14 protein-coding genes are annotated in these 17,144 nt (G+C 72.9%); 5 read left to right on the forward strand and 9 right to left on the reverse strand.

Annotated elements, in window-relative coordinates:
* Positions 1–14: 14 nt before the first annotated feature.
* A complete protein-coding gene (locus AC6EH9_RS17260; protein ID WP_498424853.1) occupies positions 15–1,544 on the reverse strand; it encodes an acyl-CoA synthetase in 1,530 nt (509 codons plus the stop codon).
* A gap of 177 nt (positions 1,545–1,721) precedes the next feature.
* Between AC6EH9_RS17260 and AC6EH9_RS17265 the strand changes: the two genes are divergently transcribed.
* Positions 1,722–3,809 carry an MMPL family transporter gene (locus AC6EH9_RS17265; protein ID WP_498424855.1) on the forward strand — a complete coding sequence of 696 codons (2,088 nt, stop codon included), beginning with the start codon at positions 1,722–1,724 and terminating at the stop codon, positions 3,807–3,809.
* Between the two features lie 18 nt (positions 3,810–3,827).
* Entirely contained in the window at positions 3,828–6,383 is a 2,556-nt protein-coding gene (locus AC6EH9_RS17270) for a bifunctional FO biosynthesis protein CofGH (RefSeq protein WP_498424856.1), read from the forward strand.
* Between the two features lie 27 nt (positions 6,384–6,410).
* Here AC6EH9_RS17270 and AC6EH9_RS17275 read toward each other — a convergent pair whose 3' ends face one another.
* From AC6EH9_RS17275 to AC6EH9_RS17295, 5 genes are all read right to left on the reverse strand, one after another.
* On the reverse strand, positions 6,411–7,733 hold the full coding sequence (locus tag AC6EH9_RS17275; RefSeq protein WP_498424857.1) for a cytochrome P450: 1,323 nt from the start codon (positions 7,731–7,733) through the stop codon (positions 6,411–6,413).
* Positions 7,734–7,828: 95 nt separating this feature from the next.
* Positions 7,829–8,872 carry a substrate-binding domain-containing protein gene (locus tag AC6EH9_RS17280; protein WP_498424858.1) on the reverse strand — a complete coding sequence of 348 codons (1,044 nt, stop codon included), beginning with the start codon at positions 8,870–8,872 and terminating at the stop codon, positions 7,829–7,831.
* Positions 8,873–8,942: 70 nt separating this feature from the next.
* Entirely contained in the window at positions 8,943–10,193 is a 1,251-nt protein-coding gene (locus AC6EH9_RS17285; RefSeq protein ID WP_498424860.1) for a sugar ABC transporter permease, read from the reverse strand.
* Positions 10,186–11,007 carry an ATP-binding cassette domain-containing protein gene (locus AC6EH9_RS17290; protein ID WP_498424862.1) on the reverse strand — a complete coding sequence of 274 codons (822 nt, stop codon included), beginning with the start codon at positions 11,005–11,007 and terminating at the stop codon, positions 10,186–10,188. Before AC6EH9_RS17290 ends, AC6EH9_RS17285 begins: the two co-directional genes overlap by 8 nt.
* Positions 11,007–12,083 carry a substrate-binding domain-containing protein gene (locus tag AC6EH9_RS17295; RefSeq protein ID WP_498424864.1) on the reverse strand — a complete coding sequence of 359 codons (1,077 nt, stop codon included), beginning with the start codon at positions 12,081–12,083 and terminating at the stop codon, positions 11,007–11,009. Before AC6EH9_RS17295 ends, AC6EH9_RS17290 begins: the two co-directional genes overlap by 1 nt.
* A 178-nt stretch (positions 12,084–12,261) precedes the next feature.
* Between AC6EH9_RS17295 and AC6EH9_RS17300 the strand changes: the two genes are divergently transcribed.
* Genes AC6EH9_RS17300 through AC6EH9_RS17310 form a run of 3 tightly spaced genes read left to right on the forward strand, consistent with a single transcriptional unit; the run spans position 12,262 to position 14,478 of the window.
* On the forward strand, positions 12,262–13,452 hold the full coding sequence (locus tag AC6EH9_RS17300) for an ROK family transcriptional regulator (protein ID WP_498424865.1): 1,191 nt from the start codon (positions 12,262–12,264) through the stop codon (positions 13,450–13,452).
* A 41-nt stretch (positions 13,453–13,493) separates the two neighbouring features.
* The gene (locus AC6EH9_RS17305; RefSeq protein WP_498424866.1) at positions 13,494–14,132 is read left to right on the forward strand and encodes a TetR/AcrR family transcriptional regulator; all 639 of its coding nucleotides are present in this window, start codon (positions 13,494–13,496) and stop codon (positions 14,130–14,132) included.
* Between the two features lie 37 nt (positions 14,133–14,169).
* Positions 14,170–14,478 carry an EthD family reductase gene (locus AC6EH9_RS17310; protein ID WP_498424867.1) on the forward strand — a complete coding sequence of 103 codons (309 nt, stop codon included), beginning with the start codon at positions 14,170–14,172 and terminating at the stop codon, positions 14,476–14,478.
* A 39-nt stretch (positions 14,479–14,517) separates the two neighbouring features.
* Here AC6EH9_RS17310 and AC6EH9_RS17315 read toward each other — a convergent pair whose 3' ends face one another.
* Genes AC6EH9_RS17315 through paaC form a run of 3 tightly spaced genes read right to left on the reverse strand, consistent with a single transcriptional unit; the run spans position 14,518 to position 17,137 of the window.
* Positions 14,518–15,609: a 2Fe-2S iron-sulfur cluster-binding protein gene (locus tag AC6EH9_RS17315; protein WP_498424868.1), complete on the reverse strand. Its 1,092-nt coding sequence runs from the start codon at positions 15,607–15,609 to the stop codon at positions 14,518–14,520.
* The gene (paaD, locus tag AC6EH9_RS17320) at positions 15,609–16,142 is read right to left on the reverse strand and encodes a 1,2-phenylacetyl-CoA epoxidase subunit PaaD (protein WP_498424870.1); all 534 of its coding nucleotides are present in this window, start codon (positions 16,140–16,142) and stop codon (positions 15,609–15,611) included. Before paaD ends, AC6EH9_RS17315 begins: the two co-directional genes overlap by 1 nt.
* A 2-nt stretch (positions 16,143–16,144) precedes the next feature.
* Positions 16,145–17,137, reverse strand: coding sequence for a 1,2-phenylacetyl-CoA epoxidase subunit PaaC (gene paaC, locus AC6EH9_RS17325; RefSeq protein WP_498424872.1), 993 nt, complete (start codon positions 17,135–17,137; stop codon positions 16,145–16,147).
* Positions 17,138–17,144 lie beyond the last annotated feature (7 nt).

A 17,144-nucleotide genomic window follows, 5' to 3' on the forward strand; every position in this document is an offset into this window, starting at 1 on the left:
GGGGGTGTGGGGGGTCAGTTGACGTACTCGTCGCGGAGCTTGCCCTTGACCATCTTGCCCGTCGGCGTGCGAGGGAGGTCGTCGCGGAAATGGATCTCGCGCGGGACCTTGTAGTGCGCGATCCGCTCCCGGGCGTACGACGTGAGCTCGGCGGCCAGCGCCTCGCCGGGCTCGACCCCCTCGGCGGGCTGCACGAAGGCCACCACCCGCTCCCCCATCTCCTCGTCGGGCACCCCGAGCACGGCGATGTCGGTGACCGCCGGGTGCAGGCTGAACAGGTCCTCGACCTCCTGGGGATAGATGTTCACCCCGCCGGAGATGATCATGAACGCCTTGCGGTCGGTCAGGTAGAGGAAGCCCTCCTCGTCGACGTAGCCCAGGTCCCCCACCGTCGTCCAGGTCGGATGCTGCGGGTGCCGGGTGCTCGCGGTCTTGGCCGGGTCGTTGTGGTAGCTGAAGCTGCCCTCCTCCCGCTCGAACCACACCGTGCCCACCTCGCCGGGGCCGAGCTCGGCGCCGTCCTCGCCGCAGATGTGCAGGACGCCGAGCAGGGCCACCCCCACCGAGCCGGGGTGCTCGAGCCAGGTCGCGGAGTCGATGAACGTCGCGCCGTTGGCCTCGGTGGAGGCGTAGTACTCCTGGATGATCGGCCCGAGCCACTCGATCATCCGGCGCTTGACCTCGACCGGGCACGGCGCCGCCGCGTGCACCACGACCTCGAGCGAGGAGGTGTCGTAGCCGGCGCGGACCTCGTCGGGCAGCTTGAGCAGCCGCACGAACATCGTCGGCACCATCTGGGTGTGGGTGACCCGGTGCTCGGCGACCGCGCGCAGCGCCGCCTCCGGCTCGAACTTCTCCATCATCACCAGCGTCCCGCCGAGCGCGTGGATCACACCGCCGAAGCGCAGCGGAGCCGCGTGGTAGACCGGCGCCGGCGAGAGGTAGACGGTCTCGGTGTCGAACCCGTAGAGGGCACCGAAGATCGTCACGTACTGGTAGCCCGGCTCGTCCACGGCGTAGGTGGGCAGGTCCAGCTTGATGCCCTTGGGGCGCCCGGTGGTGCCGGAGGAGTAGAGCAGGTCGTCGCCGTGCGGCTGCTCGGGCAGCGGCACCGCACTCGCCGCCGCGAGCGCCTGCTCGTACGACGCGTAGTCGGCCACCTCGCCGCCGTAGGCCAGCCGGACTCCGACGTGCACGATCCCCTGCATCGCGTCGAGGAGTTCCGCCTTGGCCGCAGAGACGACCAGGGCGCGCGCCTCGCAGTCGTTGACGATGTAGGCGGCCTCGTCCGCGGTCAGGTTGTGGTTGACGGCAGTGATGTAGAGCCCCGAGCGCAGCGCCGCCCAGTACACCTCGTAGGTCTCGGGGGTGTTGTCGCTGAGCAGCGCCACCACGTCGCCTCGGCGCAGACCGGCGTCGTACAGGTGGCGGGAGAGGCGGATGCTGCGCTCGTCGAGCTGCGCGTAGGTGAGGGTGCGCCCGGAGCCGGCCATCACCAGCGCGGGCTTGTCGGGGGACTTCTCGGCCCAGGTTCCGGGATACATCGCGGACGTCCTCCTCATGCTCGGTGCGTGACCCACGTCACTCCTGGGGCGACTATGCCAGTTGAACTGTCACGGTTCTACCCGTACGGCGGATGCCGATGAGTTCCGGGAGGACCGGGGGTCGAACTCAGGGAGGAACCCGATGCGCCCGCCCCCCGCCCCTGCTGGAGTCGTCCCATGCACCCTTCGATCGCCGGAAAGCTCACCGGCCCCGTCACCAAGTGGATCGTGCTGGCCCTCTGGCTGGTGGCGATGGTCGTCTTCGGGGCGTTCTCCTCGAAGCTCACCGAGGTCCAGAACAACGAGGCCTCCTCCTGGCTGCCCGCCTCGGCCGAGTCGACCAGGGCGCTGGAGAAGCTGGAGCCCTTCCAGGATCCCGACGCGATCCCGACCGTGATCGTCTACGAGCGCTCCTCGGGGCTGACCCCCGAGGACCTGGCCACCGCCAAGGAGCACGCGGCCGAGTTCTCCCAGCTGCGCGGCGTCGAGGGCGAGGTCGTCGGGCCGGTCCCCTCCGCGGACGGGCAGGCCGCCCAGACGGTGGTCACGTTCAACTTCGGCAAGAACGGCTGGGAGGAGATGCCCGACGTCGCCGACGAGCTGCGCGACATCTCCGCCATCGACGGCGTCGACACCTACGTCGCCGGCTCCGGCGGCCAGGCCGCCGACTCCTTCGAGGCCTTCGCCGGCATCGACAGCACGCTGCTGCTGGCGACCCTGTCCGTGGTGATCGTGATCCTGCTGTTCACCTACCGCAGCCCGGTGCTGTGGGTGCTGCCGATCGTCTCGGCGCTGTGCGCCTTCACGGTCTCCGGGGGCCTGGTCTACTTCCTGGCCAAGTACGCCGACCTCACCGTGAACGGGCAGAGCCAGGCGATCCTGACCATCCTGGTGATCGGCGCCGGCACCGACTACGCGCTCCTGCTGGTCGCCCGCTACCGCGAGGAGCTGCGCCGCCACGAGAACCGGCACGAGGCGATGGCGTTCGCGCTGCACCGCGCGGCGCCGGCGATCCTGGCCAGCGCCGCCACCGTGGCCGTGGGGATGCTGTGCCTGATGTTCGCGGAGATGAACTCTACCGCGGGCCTCGGCCCGGTCGCCGCGATCGGCGTGGGCGTCACCTTCCTGGTGATGGTCACCCTCCTGCCCGCCCTGCTGGTGATCTTCGGGCGCTGGATCTTCTGGCCCCGCCGCCCGACGTTCACCTCCTCCGAGCCCACGCAGTCGGGCTTCTGGGCCAAGGTCGGCTCCCGGATCGCCGTGCGCCCCCGCGCCGTCTGGGTGGTCACCACCGGGCTCCTGCTCGTCGCCTGCCTGGGCCTGTTCCGCCTGGACGCCAACGGCCTGGCCACCGACGAGCAGTACACCAAGGACTTCGAGTCGGTGACCGGGCAGCAGGTGCTCATGGACCACGGGCTGGTCGACGCCTCCAACCCGATCATGGTGGTCGCCAACGCCAGCCACGGCGAACAGGTGCGTGCCGCCCTGAGCGAGGTCGAGGGCATCGATGCCGCGAGCAAGCCACGGGTCGCGGGCGACGTCGCCTACGTCTCGGCGACGTTCGGGGGCGACCCGGCTGCGCAGCCGGCCTTCGAGCTGGTCGAGGACGCCCGCGACTCGGTGCACGCCGTCGACGGCGCGGACGCGGAGGTGGGCGGGTTCACCGCGATCTACCTCGATACCAAGAACGCCTCCACACGCGACAACTACGTGATCATCCCGATCGTGCTGCTGGTGGTGATGGTGATCCTGATGGTCCTGCTGCGCGCGATCACCTCGCCGGCGATCCTGGTCGGCACGGTGGTGCTGTCGTTCAGCGCGGCGCTCGGACTCTCGGTGCTGCTCTTCGAGTACGTCTTCGACTTCGCCGGCTCCGATCCCGCCTTCCCACTCTTCGCGTTCGTGTTCCTGGTGGCCCTGGGCATCGACTACAACATCTTCCTGATGACCCGGGTCCGCGAGGAGACGATGACCCACGGCACCCGCCGAGGCTCGCTGATCGGGCTCACCTCGACCGGCGGGGTGATCACCTCCGCGGGCGTGGTGCTCGCCGCGACCTTCCTGGTGCTCGGCACGCTGCCGCTGGTCTTCCTGGCCGAGCTCGGGACGACCGTCGCCCTCGGCGTGCTGCTCGACACCCTGATCGTGCGCTCGGTGCTGGTCACCGCGATCAACCTCGACCTGGGTGGACGCATCTGGTGGCCCAGCAGCCTCGACCGCGGATCGGTCCCAGCCAGTGGGGTGGTGGAGAAGGCCGGCGTCTGAGGGGAGAGACTGGAGCGCATGAGCTCACGCCCGACCGATCCCGGGAGCGACCAGGTCACCCCGCAGGCCGTACGTCGGGCCCTGGCCCGCGCCGAGCGCGGCGCCGCCCTCGACGTCACCGAGGCCACCGCGCTGCTCGCCGCCCGCGGCGACGAGCTGGACCGGCTGTGCGCCGCCGCCGCCAAGGTCCGCGACGCCGGCCTGGCGGCGGCCGGCCGGCCCGGAGTCGTCACCTACTCCCCCAAGGTCTTCATCCCGGTCACCCGGCTGTGCCGCGACCGCTGCCACTACTGCACCTTCGTCCAGACCCCGGGCCAGGCGGCCCGCGAGGGCCGCGCGCCCTACCTCTCCCCCGACGAGATCCTCGAGATCGCCCGCCAGGGCGCCGAGCTGGGCTGCCTGGAGGCGCTGTTCACGCTCGGGGACCGCCCCGAGGACCGCTGGCCCGAGGCCCGGGCCTGGCTCGACGAGCAGGGCTACGACTCGACGCTGGCCTACCTGCGCGCCATGGCGGTGCGGGTGCTGGAGGAGACCGGCCTGCTGCCCCACCTCAACCCGGGCGTGATGTCGTGGGAGGAGATGAACCGGCTCAAGCCGGTCTCACCGTCGATGGGGATGATGCTCGAGACCACCTCGACGCGGCTGTTCACCGAGAGGGGCGAGGCGCACTTCGGCTCCCCCGACAAGGACCCGGCGGTGCGGCTGCGCACTCTGGAGGACGCGGGCCGGCTCTCCGTCCCGTTCACCAGCGGCCTGCTGGTCGGCATCGGCGAGACCCTGACCGAGCGGGCCGAGACCGTCTTCGCGCTGCGCGGCGTGGCCCGGCGCTACAGCGCGCTGCAGGAGGTGATCGTCCAGAACTTCCGCGCCAAGCCCGACACCGCGATGCGCCACAGCGACGACCTCGGCCTCGACGAGTACCGCGCCACGATCGCGGTCACCCGGCTGGTGCTCGGGCCCCGGATGCGGATCCAGGCTCCGCCGAACCTGGTGGACCTCGCCGAGTGCCGCGCGCTGCTCGAGGCGGGCGTCGACGACTGGGGCGGCGTCTCCCCGCTCACCCCCGACCACGTCAACCCCGAGCGCCCGTGGCCCTCGCTGGAGCGGCTGCGCGACCTCACCGCCGCCTGCGGCCTCGAGCTGCGCGCCCGGCTCACCGTGCACCCCGAGTACGTCGTGCAGGGCGAGCCCTGGATCGACCCGCGGGTCTCCGGCCACGTCGCCGCGCTGGCCGGCGACGACGGCCTCGCGCGCCCCGGCGTACGACCCACCGGGCTGGCGTGGCAGGAGCCCGACGGCGGGTTCGCCAGCGTCGGCGAGGGCCGCGGGCGCACCGACCTGCACGAGAGCGTCGACACCACCGGACGCTCCAGCGACCGGCGCGCCGACTTCGACAGCGTCTACGGCGACTGGGACGAGGTCCGCGACAGCGTGGCGCCGGCCTCGGCCCCGGCCGTGTCGGGCCCGGCCGCCGACGCCGAGGGCCGCGCGGCCCTGGCCGCCGCCGAGCGGGACCCGGGCAACCTCAGCGACGCGCACGCGCTGAGGCTGATCACCGCCGAGGGCGACCTGCTCGAGCAGGTCTGCCGGCTCGCCGACGACCTGCGCCGCGAGGTGGTCGGGGACGAGGTGACCTACGTCGTCAACCGCAACATCAACTTCACCAACGTCTGCTACGTCGGCTGCCGGTTCTGCGCGTTCGCCCAGCGGCGCACCGACGCCGACGCCTACTCGCTCTCCCTCGACCAGGTCGCCGACCGGGCCGAGGAGGCCTGGGGGCTGGGCGCCACCGAGGTCTGCATGCAGGGCGGCATCGACCCCGAGCTGCCCGGCACGGCGTACTTCGACCTGGTCCAGGCGGTCAAGCAGCGGGTCCCGCAGATGCACGTGCACGCCTTCTCCCCGATGGAGATCGTCAACGGCTCCTCGCGCACCGGGCTGAGCTTCGAGGACTTCCTGATCAAGGCCCGCGAGTCCGGCCTGGACACGATCCCGGGCACGGCCGCGGAGATCCTCGACGACGAGGTCCGCTGGATCCTGACCAAGGGCAAGCTGCCCACCTCCACCTGGGTGGAGATCATCTCGACCGCGCACCGGGTGGGCATCCCGACCACCTCGACGATGATGTACGGCCACGTCGACAACCCGCGCCACTGGGTGCAACACCTGCGGGTGCTCAGCCGGATCCAGGACGAGACCGGCGGCTTCACCGAGTTCGTGCCGCTGCCGTTCGTGCACACCTCGGCGCCGATCTACCTGGCCGGGGTGGCCCGGCCCGGCCCGACGCTGCGCGACAACCGCGCGGTGCACGCGATGGCGCGGATCCTGCTGCACGGGCGGATCGCCAACATCCAGACCAGCTGGGTCAAGCTCGGCGTCGAGGGCACCCGGGCGATGCTGCGCGCCGGGGCCAACGATCTGGGCGGGACGCTGATGGAGGAGACGATCTCGCGGATGGCCGGCTCCGAGCACGGCTCGGCCAAGACCGTGGAGGAGCTCGTCGAGATCGGCGCCGGCATCGGCCGACCCGTCCGGGAGCGGCTCACGACGTACGGGCGCCCGGAGCGCGGCTGAGCCTCGCTCGGCCGCCGCCGGGACGGCTCAGGCGGTCCCCTCGACGTCCAGGTCGCGGGCCGCCCCGGTCGCGGAGGCGCCGAGCGGTCGGACCGGCAGCGACTCGATGCCGAACACGATCGACTGCTGGGGGTGCACCAGCCGGTCGGTGGCGAGCGCCATCGCCGGGAAGCGCCTGACCAGGGCGGGAAAGGCGGCCCGCAGCTCCATCCGGGCCAGCTCGGCGCCCACGCAGCGGTGCAGCCCGTGACCGAAGGCGAGGTGGGAGCGCACCGGGCGGCCGGGGTCGAACTCCTCGAGGTCCGAACCCAGCACGGGATCGCGGTCGGCCGCCGGCAGCGAGACGAGCACCACGTCGCCGGGCGCGATCCGCTGCCCGCCGACCGTGACCTCGCTGCGCACGAACCGCGGGAACGCCACCTGGACCACCGACAGGTAGCGCAGCAGCTCCTCCACGACGGGGTCGACCGCCGCGGGGTCGGTGCCCAGCCGCTCCCACCACGCCGGGTGGTCCAACAGCACCGCCGTGCCCAGCGCGAGCATCCCGGCGCTGGTCTCCATCCCACCGGTGAAGACGCCGTCGGCGAGCCCGCCGAGGTCGAAGTCGCTGATCTCGTCGCCGTGCTCGCGGATGATCTGGCCGATCAGCCCCGGCCCCGGGTCCTGACGCTGGCGCCGGGTCTCCTCGAACAGGAAGGACCGCGACCCGGAGATCGCCCCGAAGCTCGCACTGCCGCCACCGCTCACGTCGAAGCGGGCCGCGCCGAGCCGGCGGAACGTCTCCCGCTTCGCGTCGGGCAGCCCGAGCAGCTCGCAGATGACCAGGAACGGGACCGCGAAGCCGAAGGCCGGGACCAGGTCGACGACGCCGTCGGGGCCGGCCTGCTCACCGAGCCGGTCGAGCTGGCGCGCGACGATGTCGTCGATCAGCGGCGCCATCCGGTCGAGGCGGCGCATGGTGAACTCGGGGGTGAGCAGCCGACGCAACCGGGTGTGGTCCGGCGGGTCGGTGAAGCCCAGGCCGCCCACGTCCCCGTCGTCGGCGCCGCTGCGCCCGACGTAGGGCCGGATGTCGGTGCTGTACGACGTCTGGTCGGCGAGGACCTCGCGAGCCTCCTCGAAGCCGGTCACCAGCCAGACCCCCATGCCGAGGAAGCCGGTCAGGTGGTGCACCGGCTGCTCGGCCCGGAGCTCGCCGAGCCGTGCCGGCGGGTCGAGACCCTCGCGTCTCAGCGGCCAGACCAGGCTCGCCGGCACGGCGTCGAGCCGGGTCAGGTCGATGCCCCGGCGCCCGGCCTGCGCGAGCGCGGCCCGGCGGACCCAGTGCTGGAGCCGGCTCCTGTGGCGCATGCGTGCCTTCCGTACCGTGTCGGGTGTCGTGGGCTCAGTCTCCACGAGACTGGCGCCGACGGCATCAGGTGACACCCTGAGTTGTGCCGGACTCCCTAGGAGATGCCCAGCGCGACGCAGCGCGCCATGGTGGCGGCGTCGCAGATCTCCTCGATGGAGTGGACGCCGTCGCGCACCACGGTGTTGGTCAGGTCCCGCACCGTGACGCTCACCGGCTCGAGCACGAACGAGTCCACGCCCTCGTACTCCTGGGCGCCGGTGATCTCCTCCTCGGTCACCAGCCGCACGGCGATGTCCGCGGCCTGGCGCGCCTCGGCGACCAGGGGCTTGAGGACCGTCATCTCCTGCTCCCCGCGCACGATGCGGCGCACCGCCGACAGCTCCGCGTCCTGGCCGGTGATCACCGGCCAGCGGGCCGCCGGGATCCCTGCGGCCTGCAGCGCCTCGACGACCCCGCCCGCCTGGACGTCGTTGGCGGCCATGATCGCCCCCACCCCCCGCAGCGGGTCGCGGCCGGGCCGGAGCTGCTCGGCGACCCAGTCCCGGGCCTCCTCGGCGCCCCAGGTGCGCGGGTCGAGCTCGGCGCGCACCTTGACGCCGCCCTCGTCCAGCACCGTACGGGCGGCGAGGGCGGCCTGGGCGGCGTTGGGGTCGTCGGAGCCGCCGTTGATGACCAGCGCCGTGCCACCGGAGCCCAGGGCCCGGACGACCGCCGTCGCCTGGAGCCGGCCGACCGCCGCGGCGTCGACGCCGACGAGCCAGTCGGCTCCGGCCACGTAGCGGTCGTAGGCCACCACCGGGACGTCCCCGGCGCGCTCCACCAGCTCCTCGCCGCCGGCGGAGTCGACGGGGTTGAGGATCACCACGTCCGCGCCGTCGTCGAGGGCCTCGTCGAGCTGCTCGGACTGGCGCTGCGCGTCGCCGTCGGCGTTGTGCACGACCAGCTCGCAACCGTCGCAGGCCCGCTCGACCCGGTCGCGGATGGTGGGCTCGTCGACCTCGGTCCAGCGGGCGGCGCGCTCGCTGCCGAGCAGCAGCGCCACGGTGCGGCGCTCGGAGTCCTGACAGCCCGCGAGACCGCCGCCCACCAGGGCGACGGTCAGCAGGCCTGCCAGGGCGGCCGAGACACGAGTTCTCATCCGGCCACGCGGAGAGCAGGGAAGCCGATCACCAGACGATGATCCCACGCGGCTCCCGAGCCGGCGGCGCCTACCCGCGTCCGCTCGAGGACCTCGCCCGCCGCGAGACCGAGTCGATGGCGACCGCCAGCAGCAGCACCGCGCCGGTCACCATGAACCGCACCGAGGAGTCGACACCGAGCAGGTTCAGCCCGTTCTGGATCCCGATCAGCACCACGATGCCGAGCATCGCGGCGTACGCCGAGCCGCGGCCGCCGAAGAGGCTGGTGCCGCCGATGACCGCCGCCGCGATCGCGGTGAGGTTGGTGTCGCCGGTGCCGCTGCCCTGCGAGACCGAGGTCACCTGCGCCGCGGCGAGCAGCCCGCCGACGGCGGCGAGCACCGAGCAGCCGGCGAAGGCGGTGAAGTAGACCCGCCCCACCCGGATGCCGGAGCGCCGGGCGGCCTCCACGTTGCCCCCGACCGCGAACAGGTGGCGGCCCCACCGGGTCCGGCGCAGCGCGATGTCGAGCAGCACCACCAGCAGCACGAAGAACAGCCACAGGTAGCCCCAGCCGCGGTCGATGTTGAGGTAGTAGGTCAGCAGCCCCAGGACGAGCGCCATCAGCGCGGCCTTGATCGCGATCAGCGGCACCCACCCGGTGGACAGCCCCGCGCGCTGCCTGGTCCGCAGCGTCCAGAGCTGGCTCCCGGCGTACAGCGCGGTCACCAGCGCGACCAGCAGGTAGGAGACCGCGTCGCCGGCGAACTGGTAGCGGGCGAACTCGACCAGGTAGTTGTCGTTGGTCAGGTTGATGGTGCCGTTGTCGCCCAGGACGTAGAGCAGCATGCCCTGGAAGGCGAGCAGCCCGGCCAGCGAGAAGACGAAGCTGGGCACCCCCACTTTGATGAACAGCAGCGCGTAGAGCGAGCCGATCGCCAGGCCGATGCCCAGCGCCGCCAGGATCCCGACCGTGACCGAGTAGCCCTTGTCGACGACGAGGACCGCCATGCTGGCGGCGGCGAACCCGCTCGTCGAGCCGACCGAGAGGTCGATCTCGCCGAGCAGCAGCACCAGCACGATGCCCAGCGAGATGACCCCCACCGGCGCCGCGAACTGGGTGATGCTGACCAGGTTGCGCGAGGACAGGAAGATCGGCTCCATCGCGTAGAACACCAGGCTGATCAGGACCAGTCCGAGCAGCACCGGCAGCGCGCCCAGCTCGCCGGTGCGCAGCCGGCTCCACGAGGAGCGCAGGTAGCCGCCGAGGCCCTGCTCCTGGATGAGCCGCTCGTCGGCCAGGTCGGCGGCGACGGGCGAGGCGGTGAGCTGGTCAGCCATGGTCTTCTCCCGGGTTGCGGCGGTGGGCGCGCGAGGCGACGACGTTGTCCGAGGCTCCGGTGATCGCCGCCACCAGCTGCTCGGTGCTCACCTGGTCGGCGTTGAACTCGGCGGCGTTGCGGCCCAGGCGCAGGACCACGATCCGATCCGCGACCGCCTGCACGTCGGCCATGTTGTGGCTGACCAGGATCACGGCGAGACCGGTCTCGCGCAGCCGCTCCACGAGGTTGAGCACCTCCGCCGTCTGGGCCACGCCCAGGGCCGCGGTCGGCTCGTCGAGGATCACCACCTGGGGGCTCCCGACCAGGCTGCGCGCGATCGCGACCGTCTGGCGCTGCCCGCCCGAGAGCGAGGCGATCGGGATCCGGACCGAGGGGATCTTGGCGGAGAGGGTGCGCAGCAGCCGCCACGCCTCCTTCTCCATCTCGACCTCGTCGAGCAGGAGCCCGGCGGAGCGCTCCTGGCCGAGGAAGAGGTTGGCGACCACGTCGAGGTTGTCGCACAGCGCCAGGTCCTGGAAGACGGTGGCGATGCCCAGGGCCTGGGCCTGGCTGGGCCCGGACATGTGCACCGGCTGCCCGGCGAACGTCATCTGGCCGGCGTCGGGCTGGTAGACCCCCGAGATCACCTTGACCAGGGTGGACTTGCCGGCGCCGTTGTCGCCCACGAGCGCGACGACCTCTCCTGCGGAGACGTGGAAGTCCACGTCGGTCAGTGCCTGGACGGCCCCGAACCGCTTGTCCACCCCGGTCAGGGAGAGCACTGCCTCCCTGACCGGGGCGACCGCGGCGCCGCCCTTGGTGAGCTCGGCCATCACTTCAGGCCGGCGGCCGTGCAGGCCTCGGCGTACTCCTCGGTGCAGATGTCCTCGACCGAGTAGAAGCCGTCGGCCACGATCGTGTCGTTGATGTTGTCCTGGGTCACCACGATCGGGTCGAAGATGAACGACGCGACGCCCTCGTAGTCGGTCGTCTCGCCGACGTCCTCGCCGTTCGCCAGGGCGACCGCGACCTCGGCGGCCTTCTCGGCCTCGATCGGGATCGGCTTGTAGATCGTCATCGACTGCTGGCCCGCGACGATCCGCTGGATGGCGGCCAGCTCGGCGTCCTGGCCGGTGATCGGCGGCAGGGCGTCCGCGGCCACGTCGGCTCCGGTCAGCGCGGCGACCACGCCGCCTGCCTGGCCGTCGTTGGCGGCGTAGACGCCCATCACCTTGTCGGCGCCGACCTTGGTCAGCTGGTCGGTGGTCCACTTCTGGGCGTTCTCCGGGCTCCAGTCGGGGTTGTCGTACTCCGCCAGGATCTCCACGCCGCTCTCGTCGAGCACGCTGTGGGCGCCGGCCTTGAACTGCGCCGCGTTGGGGTCGGTGGGCGAGCCGTTCAGCATCAGGATCCCGCCCTTGTCGCCGACCGCGTCGACGAGCGCCTGGGCCTGCATCTCGCCGACGGTCTCGTTGTCAAAGGACATGTAGTAGTCGGCGCCCTCGATGAACCGGTCGTAGGCGATCACCTCGATGCCCGCCTCCTGGGCGTCACGCACCGAGCTGGTCGCCGCCTTGCCGTCGACCGGGTCGAGGACGATGACGTCGACCTCCTGGGTGATCGCCGAGTCGACGTCGCGGGCCTGCTTGTCCTTGTCCTGGTCTGCGTTGAAGTAGGTGACCTCGCAGTCGTCGCACAGCTCGGCGACCTTCTCCTCGAACAGCGGCCGGTCGAACGCCTCGTAGCGCGTGGTCTGCGACTCCGGCAGCAGCAGGGCGATGCTCTTGCCGCTGCCCCCGCTGGCCTCGTCGCCGGACTGGTCGTCGTTGGCGCCGCACGCCGACAGGCCGGTGACGCCGATGAGAGCCGCCGCGGCGAGGGCCGCGAGACGGTAGCGAGTGATGGCCATGGGAGCTCCTCGGTCACAGATGGCGCGCGGGCCACGACCCGCAGCTGGGTAGTCACGAGTGTGAGGAAGATCACAGTTGACGTCAAGAGTTGAATACAATGCGGCTAGGTGACCGGGTCTAGTGGCCCTAGTCGCCACTCCTTGACGGATCTGGACGGCGTCCACCACAGTTTTTCCCATGCCAGCACTTCGGCAGGGCGAGCGGCGTGAGCGCGCTCCCGGCTCCACGGCCGCCCTGCGCACCGCCAACCAGAGGCGCGTCCTGTCCGTGCTGCGCCGCAGCCGGGTGCCCGGCGAGGACGACGTCACTCAGGCCGAGCTCGCCCGGCTCACCGGGCTGGCCCCGGCCACGGTGTCCAACATCGTGCGCGAGCTGGGGGCAGCCGGCGTCCTGGACGTCTCGCCGGGCAGCGGCCGCCGCGGCACCGTCGTCCGGCTGGCGCGCTCGGCCGGAATGGTGGTCGGCATCGACGTCGGCCACCGGCACGTGGCCGTGGCGCTGGGAGACCTGAGCGGCCAGCTGATCCTCGAGACGCGGCGCCCGCTGGCCCCCTCGACCGGCTACGACACCGGCCTGGACGTCGCGGTCGAGCTGGTGGAGCGGCTCGTGGAGCGTTACGAGGGGCCCGGCGCCGAGATCCGCACGGTCGCCCTGGGCCTGCCCGCGCCGATCACCGACGACATCGTCCGCTCCTCGGCGATCCTGCCGGGCTGGGTGGGCATCGACGCCCGCCAGGAGGCGAGCGCCCGCCTCGGTGTGCCGGCGCACGTGGAGAACGACGCGAACCTCGGCGCGCTTGCCGAGCACCGCTACGGCGTCGCCCGGGGCCTGAGGAACTCGGTCTTCGTGAAGATCTCCTCCGGGGTCGGCTCCGGCATCATCATCGAGGACCGGCTCTTCCGCGGCAGTGCCGGGACCGCCGGCGAGCTGGGTCACCTCACCCTCGACGACCAGGGGCCGGTCTGCCGGTGCGGGAGCCGCGGCTGCCTGGAGGCCTACGCCTCCACCGAGACAGTGCTGGCGATGATGGCCGACCAGCTGCCCGGCTCGACGCTCGACGACATCCTCGCCGCCGCCCGGGGCGGCAACATGGCGGCGCTGCGCACCCTGGAGGACGCCGGGCTGCACCTCGGCTGGGGGCTCGCCTCCGTGGTCAACCTGCTCAACCCCGACGCGGTCGTGGTCGGCGGCGACCTCGCCCGGGCCGGCGAGCTGCTCCTGGAGTCGGTCCGGATCGGCCTGCGCCGCCACGCCCTCGACACCGTCGCCGCCACCCCCGTCCTCGCCAGCGCGCTGCGCGAGCGAGCCTCGATGGTCGGCGCGGTGCTGCTCGCCGCGGAGCACACCGAGCTGCTGCCGGTGGGCTGAGCGGGCTCCGCGCGGCACCGCGATGTGCCATGCTGGCCGGCATGTCGACCCCTGCGCCGGCCGGCGCCCCGCGTCGCCGGGGCAGGCCCGGACACGACCCGGACACGGTCCTCGCCCAGGCGGTCGCGCTGTTCAACAGGCAGGGCTACGACGCCACCTCGATGAGCGACCTGGCCCGCGAGCTCGGGCTGTCCAAGGCCACGATCTACCACCACGTGCCCAGCAAGACCCACCTGCTCGAGCGCGCGCTGGACGAGGCGCTGGACGCCCTCGAGCGGGTCCTCACCCGCGCCGCCGACGACGCCGATCCCGCCGGCACCGCCTACCAGAGGCTGCGGCTGGTGGTCACCGGCAGCGTCGAGACGCTCGCCGAGCACCTGCCGGCGGTGACCCTCCTCCTGCGGGTGCGCGGCAACAGCGACGTGGAGCTGGCGGCGCTGGGACGGCGCCGCCGCATCGACGAGCAGCTCGCCGAGCTGGTGGCGGACGCGGTCGAGGAGGGGGCGCTGCGCGACGACCTGCCGCCGCTGATGATCAGCCGGCTGCTGTTCGGCACCGTCAACTCCCTGGTCGAGTGGTACCGCCCGCGCGGCGACCGCGAGGACGTCGCGGCGCTGGCGGCGATGGTGACCACGTTGGTCTTCGACGGCCTCACCCGCCCGGCCGAGCCCCCCATGTGAGCGCAGCACCCGAGCCACCCACCACCACAGGAGCCACATGTACCGCCTGACGATCCAGTACTCCGTGCCGAGCGACCCCGAGGCCTTCGACCGCTACTACCTGGACAAGCACCTGCCGCTGGTGACGCCGATGGCCGGCCTGCGCAGCCTGACCGTGACCCGGCCCCGGCCGCTGGGCGGCGACAAGTCGGTGCACCTGGTCTGCGAGCTCGACTTCGACGACGCCGAGGCGATGAGGGCGGGCCTGGCGTCGGCCGAGATGCAGGCGGCCGCCGCCGACGGGGCCAACCTGGCCACCCCCGCGATCCTCTTCGCCGGCGAGGTCGAGGTCATCGACCTGCCCTGAGTCCGCCGGGCCCTCGCGGCGGGGGCCCGGCGGCAGGCGTCAGGCGTCGAAGTCGACGGTGGCCCGGGCGCTGGCGGGACGCGACTGGCAGGTGAGCACGAAGCCGGCCGCCAGCTCCTCGGGCGACAGCGCGTAGTTGCGTGCCATCTCCACCTCCCCCGCGACCAGCCGCGCCCGGCACGTCCCGCACACGCCACCGCGGCAGGCGAAGGGGAGGTCGGCGCGGACCAGCTGCGCGGCCTCGAGCACCGTCGCCCCCTCCGGTACGGCGAGCGTGGTGCGCCTGCCGTCGAGGACGACCTCCACCTGGCTGCCGCCGACCACCGCCGGCGCGTCACGCCGTACGGCGGGCGGCGGGGTGTCGTCGAAGAACAGCTCGGCGTGCACCCGCTCGCGGGGCAGGCCGATCTCGCCGAGCACCGCGCGTCCCGTCTCGACCAGCGCCAGCGGCCCGCACAGCCAGGCGTGCTCGACCGCCGCGACCGGCACCAGCAGGTCCAGCAGTCGGCGCAGGCGCCCGGCGTCGAGTCTCCCGGAGAACAGCTCGACCGCGCGCGGCTCGCGGGAGAGCACGTGGAACACCTCCAGGCGCGGGCCGTGGCGGTCCTTGAGGTCGCCCAGCTCCTCGGCGAACATCACCGAGGACGTGCTCCGGTTGCCGTAGAGCAGCGTGGCCCGCCCGCCGTTGCGCAGCACCGTGCCCAGCAGCGACAACACCGGGGTGATCCCCGAGCCGGCAGCGAGGAACAGGTGGCGCCCGGCGACGTCCGGCAGCGCACGGAAGGACCCCGTCGGGGTGCCCACCTCGACGACGTCGCCGGCGGCCAGGTCGCGCACCAGCCACCGGGAGAAGAGGCCGTCGGGGATCTCGCGCACCCCGATCCGCAGCGGCTCCCCCCCAGCGCTGCAGATCGAGTAGCTGCGGCGCTCCTCGCGGCCCTCGACCCGGCGGCGCACGACCAGCGACTGGCCCGGGTCGAACGCGTAGGCCGCGGCCAGCTCGGCGGGCACCGCGAAGGTGACCGCGGCCGCGTCCGGGCACAGTGCGCGCACCTCGGCCACCCGCAGCGGGTGGAAGGCGATCCGCCGGCCCCGGGCGCGGGTCCGCGCGGCGTCCGTGATCGTCGTCATCAGCGCGCCTTCATCTGCTCGAAGGTCTCCAGGCAGGCGGGGCAGCGCCGCAGGGACAGGCACGGCGTGGGGCCGAACTCGGCGACGAGGTCGGTGTCGGCGGCGCCGCAGCGCGGGCAGGCGACCCGCAGCCGGGGCGCGGCGAGAACCAGCGGCACCGGCGTCCCGGCATCGGGGGCGACCGCACCGCGGGCGGCGGGGCGCGGCGGGGACAGCCCGTGCTCGGCGAGCAGGCGGCGCCCCTCGTCGCTGACGTCGTCGCTGGACCACGGCGGGTCCAGCACCAGTCGCACCTCCACGTCGGCGAAGCCCCCGTCGGTGAGCACCCGCACCACGTCGTCGCGCATCGCGTCGAGGGCGGGACAGCCACTCCAGGTGGGTGCCAGGGAGACGATGACCCGTCCCGATGCGGTCGCCTCGATCGTGCGCAGCACCCCGAGCTGGACCAGCGTCAGCATCGGCAGCTCGGGGTCCACGACGGTGCGCGCGAGGGCCGCGGCGCGCTCCAGGGTCTCGCCCAGGGTCGCGGTCAACCTCACCACCGCCCCGACGGGTGCGCGCGAGCCACCGACTGCATCTCGGCGAGCAGCCGGCCCAGCGCCTCGGTGTGGGCACCGTCGCGGCCCCGGCGACCACCCGCTCCGACCCGCTGCGAGGCCGGCGGCGCCTCGACCTGGGCGGCGGCGAGCACCTCGTCGAGCACGCCGTGCACCTCCGCGGCCAGCGTCGCCGGGTCCACTCCGACCCCGGCGGCCGCGACTCGGGCCTCCAGGGGGTGCGTGGTCAGCAGCTCCGCGAGGTCGGGCCACACCTCGGCGAGCGCGCTGAGCAGGCGTGCTCGCGAGGTCGCGGTGCCCTGCGCGAGCGTGACGAACCAGCGGGCGGCGTACCCGCGGTGGTAGGTCACCTCGGGCACCCCCTGGGCGGCGACCGCGGCCAGCACGGGGTCGGCGCTGGCGCGCAGGCGCTGGAGCAGGGCCAGTCGCCAGGTGGCGAGGACCAGCAGCCGGACGACGGTGCTCGCGAAGTCGCCGTTCGGCGACTCGACGAGCTGCACGTTGCGGAAGCCGCGCGGGTCGCGGAAGAACGCCAGCGCGTCCTCGGCCGGCACCGGCGAGTCCTCCGGCAGGGGCGGCACCAGCGTCGGGTCGGCGACGGCCGCGCGGGTGAGCAGCAGCCGCGCCTGCCCGAGCAGGTCGAGGGCGATGTTGGCCAGCGCGACGTCCTCCTCGAGGTCCGGCGCCCGGCTGCACCACTCGGAGAGCCGGTGCGCGTGGATCAGGGCGTCGTCGCCGAGCATCAGCGCGTAGGCGGCCAGGTCGCCGGCGTCGACGCCGTCGGGCACGGTCGTGTCCACGCCGTCGAGCGGGTCGCTGAAGCCGGTGCCGAAGGCCCAATGGGCGGCGTCGCCCAGCCCGTCGTGGTGCCCGTCCTGCTGCAGCCCGTCGTACACCGAGCCCGCCCCGTGCTCGGCGGGGCTGGGGCTTGCTTGGTCTGCGTGGCGCTGGTGGTCGGTCAGCTCGCCCATCGTGGCC

This window comes from Nocardioides sp. Z21_20, assembly GCF_059766585.1.

Excerpts from the sequence above, each read along its gene's own strand:
- AC6EH9_RS17260 (WP_498424853.1), bottom strand. The coding sequence starts at position 1,544 with ATGTATCCCGGAACCTGGGCCGAGAAGTCCCCCGACAAGCCCGCGCTG.
- AC6EH9_RS17265 (WP_498424855.1), top strand. The coding sequence starts at position 1,722 with ATGCACCCTTCGATCGCCGGAAAGCTCACCGGCCCCGTCACCAAGTGG.
- AC6EH9_RS17270 (WP_498424856.1), top strand. The coding sequence starts at position 3,828 with ATGAGCTCACGCCCGACCGATCCCGGGAGCGACCAGGTCACCCCGCAG.
- AC6EH9_RS17275 (WP_498424857.1), bottom strand. The coding sequence starts at position 7,733 with ATGCGCCACAGGAGCCGGCTCCAGCACTGGGTCCGCCGGGCCGCGCTC.
- AC6EH9_RS17280 (WP_498424858.1), bottom strand. The coding sequence starts at position 8,872 with ATGAGAACTCGTGTCTCGGCCGCCCTGGCAGGCCTGCTGACCGTCGCC.
- AC6EH9_RS17285 (WP_498424860.1), bottom strand. The coding sequence starts at position 10,193 with ATGGCTGACCAGCTCACCGCCTCGCCCGTCGCCGCCGACCTGGCCGAC.
- AC6EH9_RS17290 (WP_498424862.1), bottom strand. The coding sequence starts at position 11,007 with ATGGCCGAGCTCACCAAGGGCGGCGCCGCGGTCGCCCCGGTCAGGGAG.
- AC6EH9_RS17295 (WP_498424864.1), bottom strand. The coding sequence starts at position 12,083 with ATGGCCATCACTCGCTACCGTCTCGCGGCCCTCGCCGCGGCGGCTCTC.
- AC6EH9_RS17300 (WP_498424865.1), top strand. The coding sequence starts at position 12,262 with ATGCCAGCACTTCGGCAGGGCGAGCGGCGTGAGCGCGCTCCCGGCTCC.
- AC6EH9_RS17305 (WP_498424866.1), top strand. The coding sequence starts at position 13,494 with ATGTCGACCCCTGCGCCGGCCGGCGCCCCGCGTCGCCGGGGCAGGCCC.
- AC6EH9_RS17310 (WP_498424867.1), top strand. The coding sequence starts at position 14,170 with ATGTACCGCCTGACGATCCAGTACTCCGTGCCGAGCGACCCCGAGGCC.
- AC6EH9_RS17315 (WP_498424868.1), bottom strand. The coding sequence starts at position 15,609 with ATGACGACGATCACGGACGCCGCGCGGACCCGCGCCCGGGGCCGGCGG.
- paaC (WP_498424872.1), bottom strand. The coding sequence starts at position 17,137 with ATGGGCGAGCTGACCGACCACCAGCGCCACGCAGACCAAGCAAGCCCC.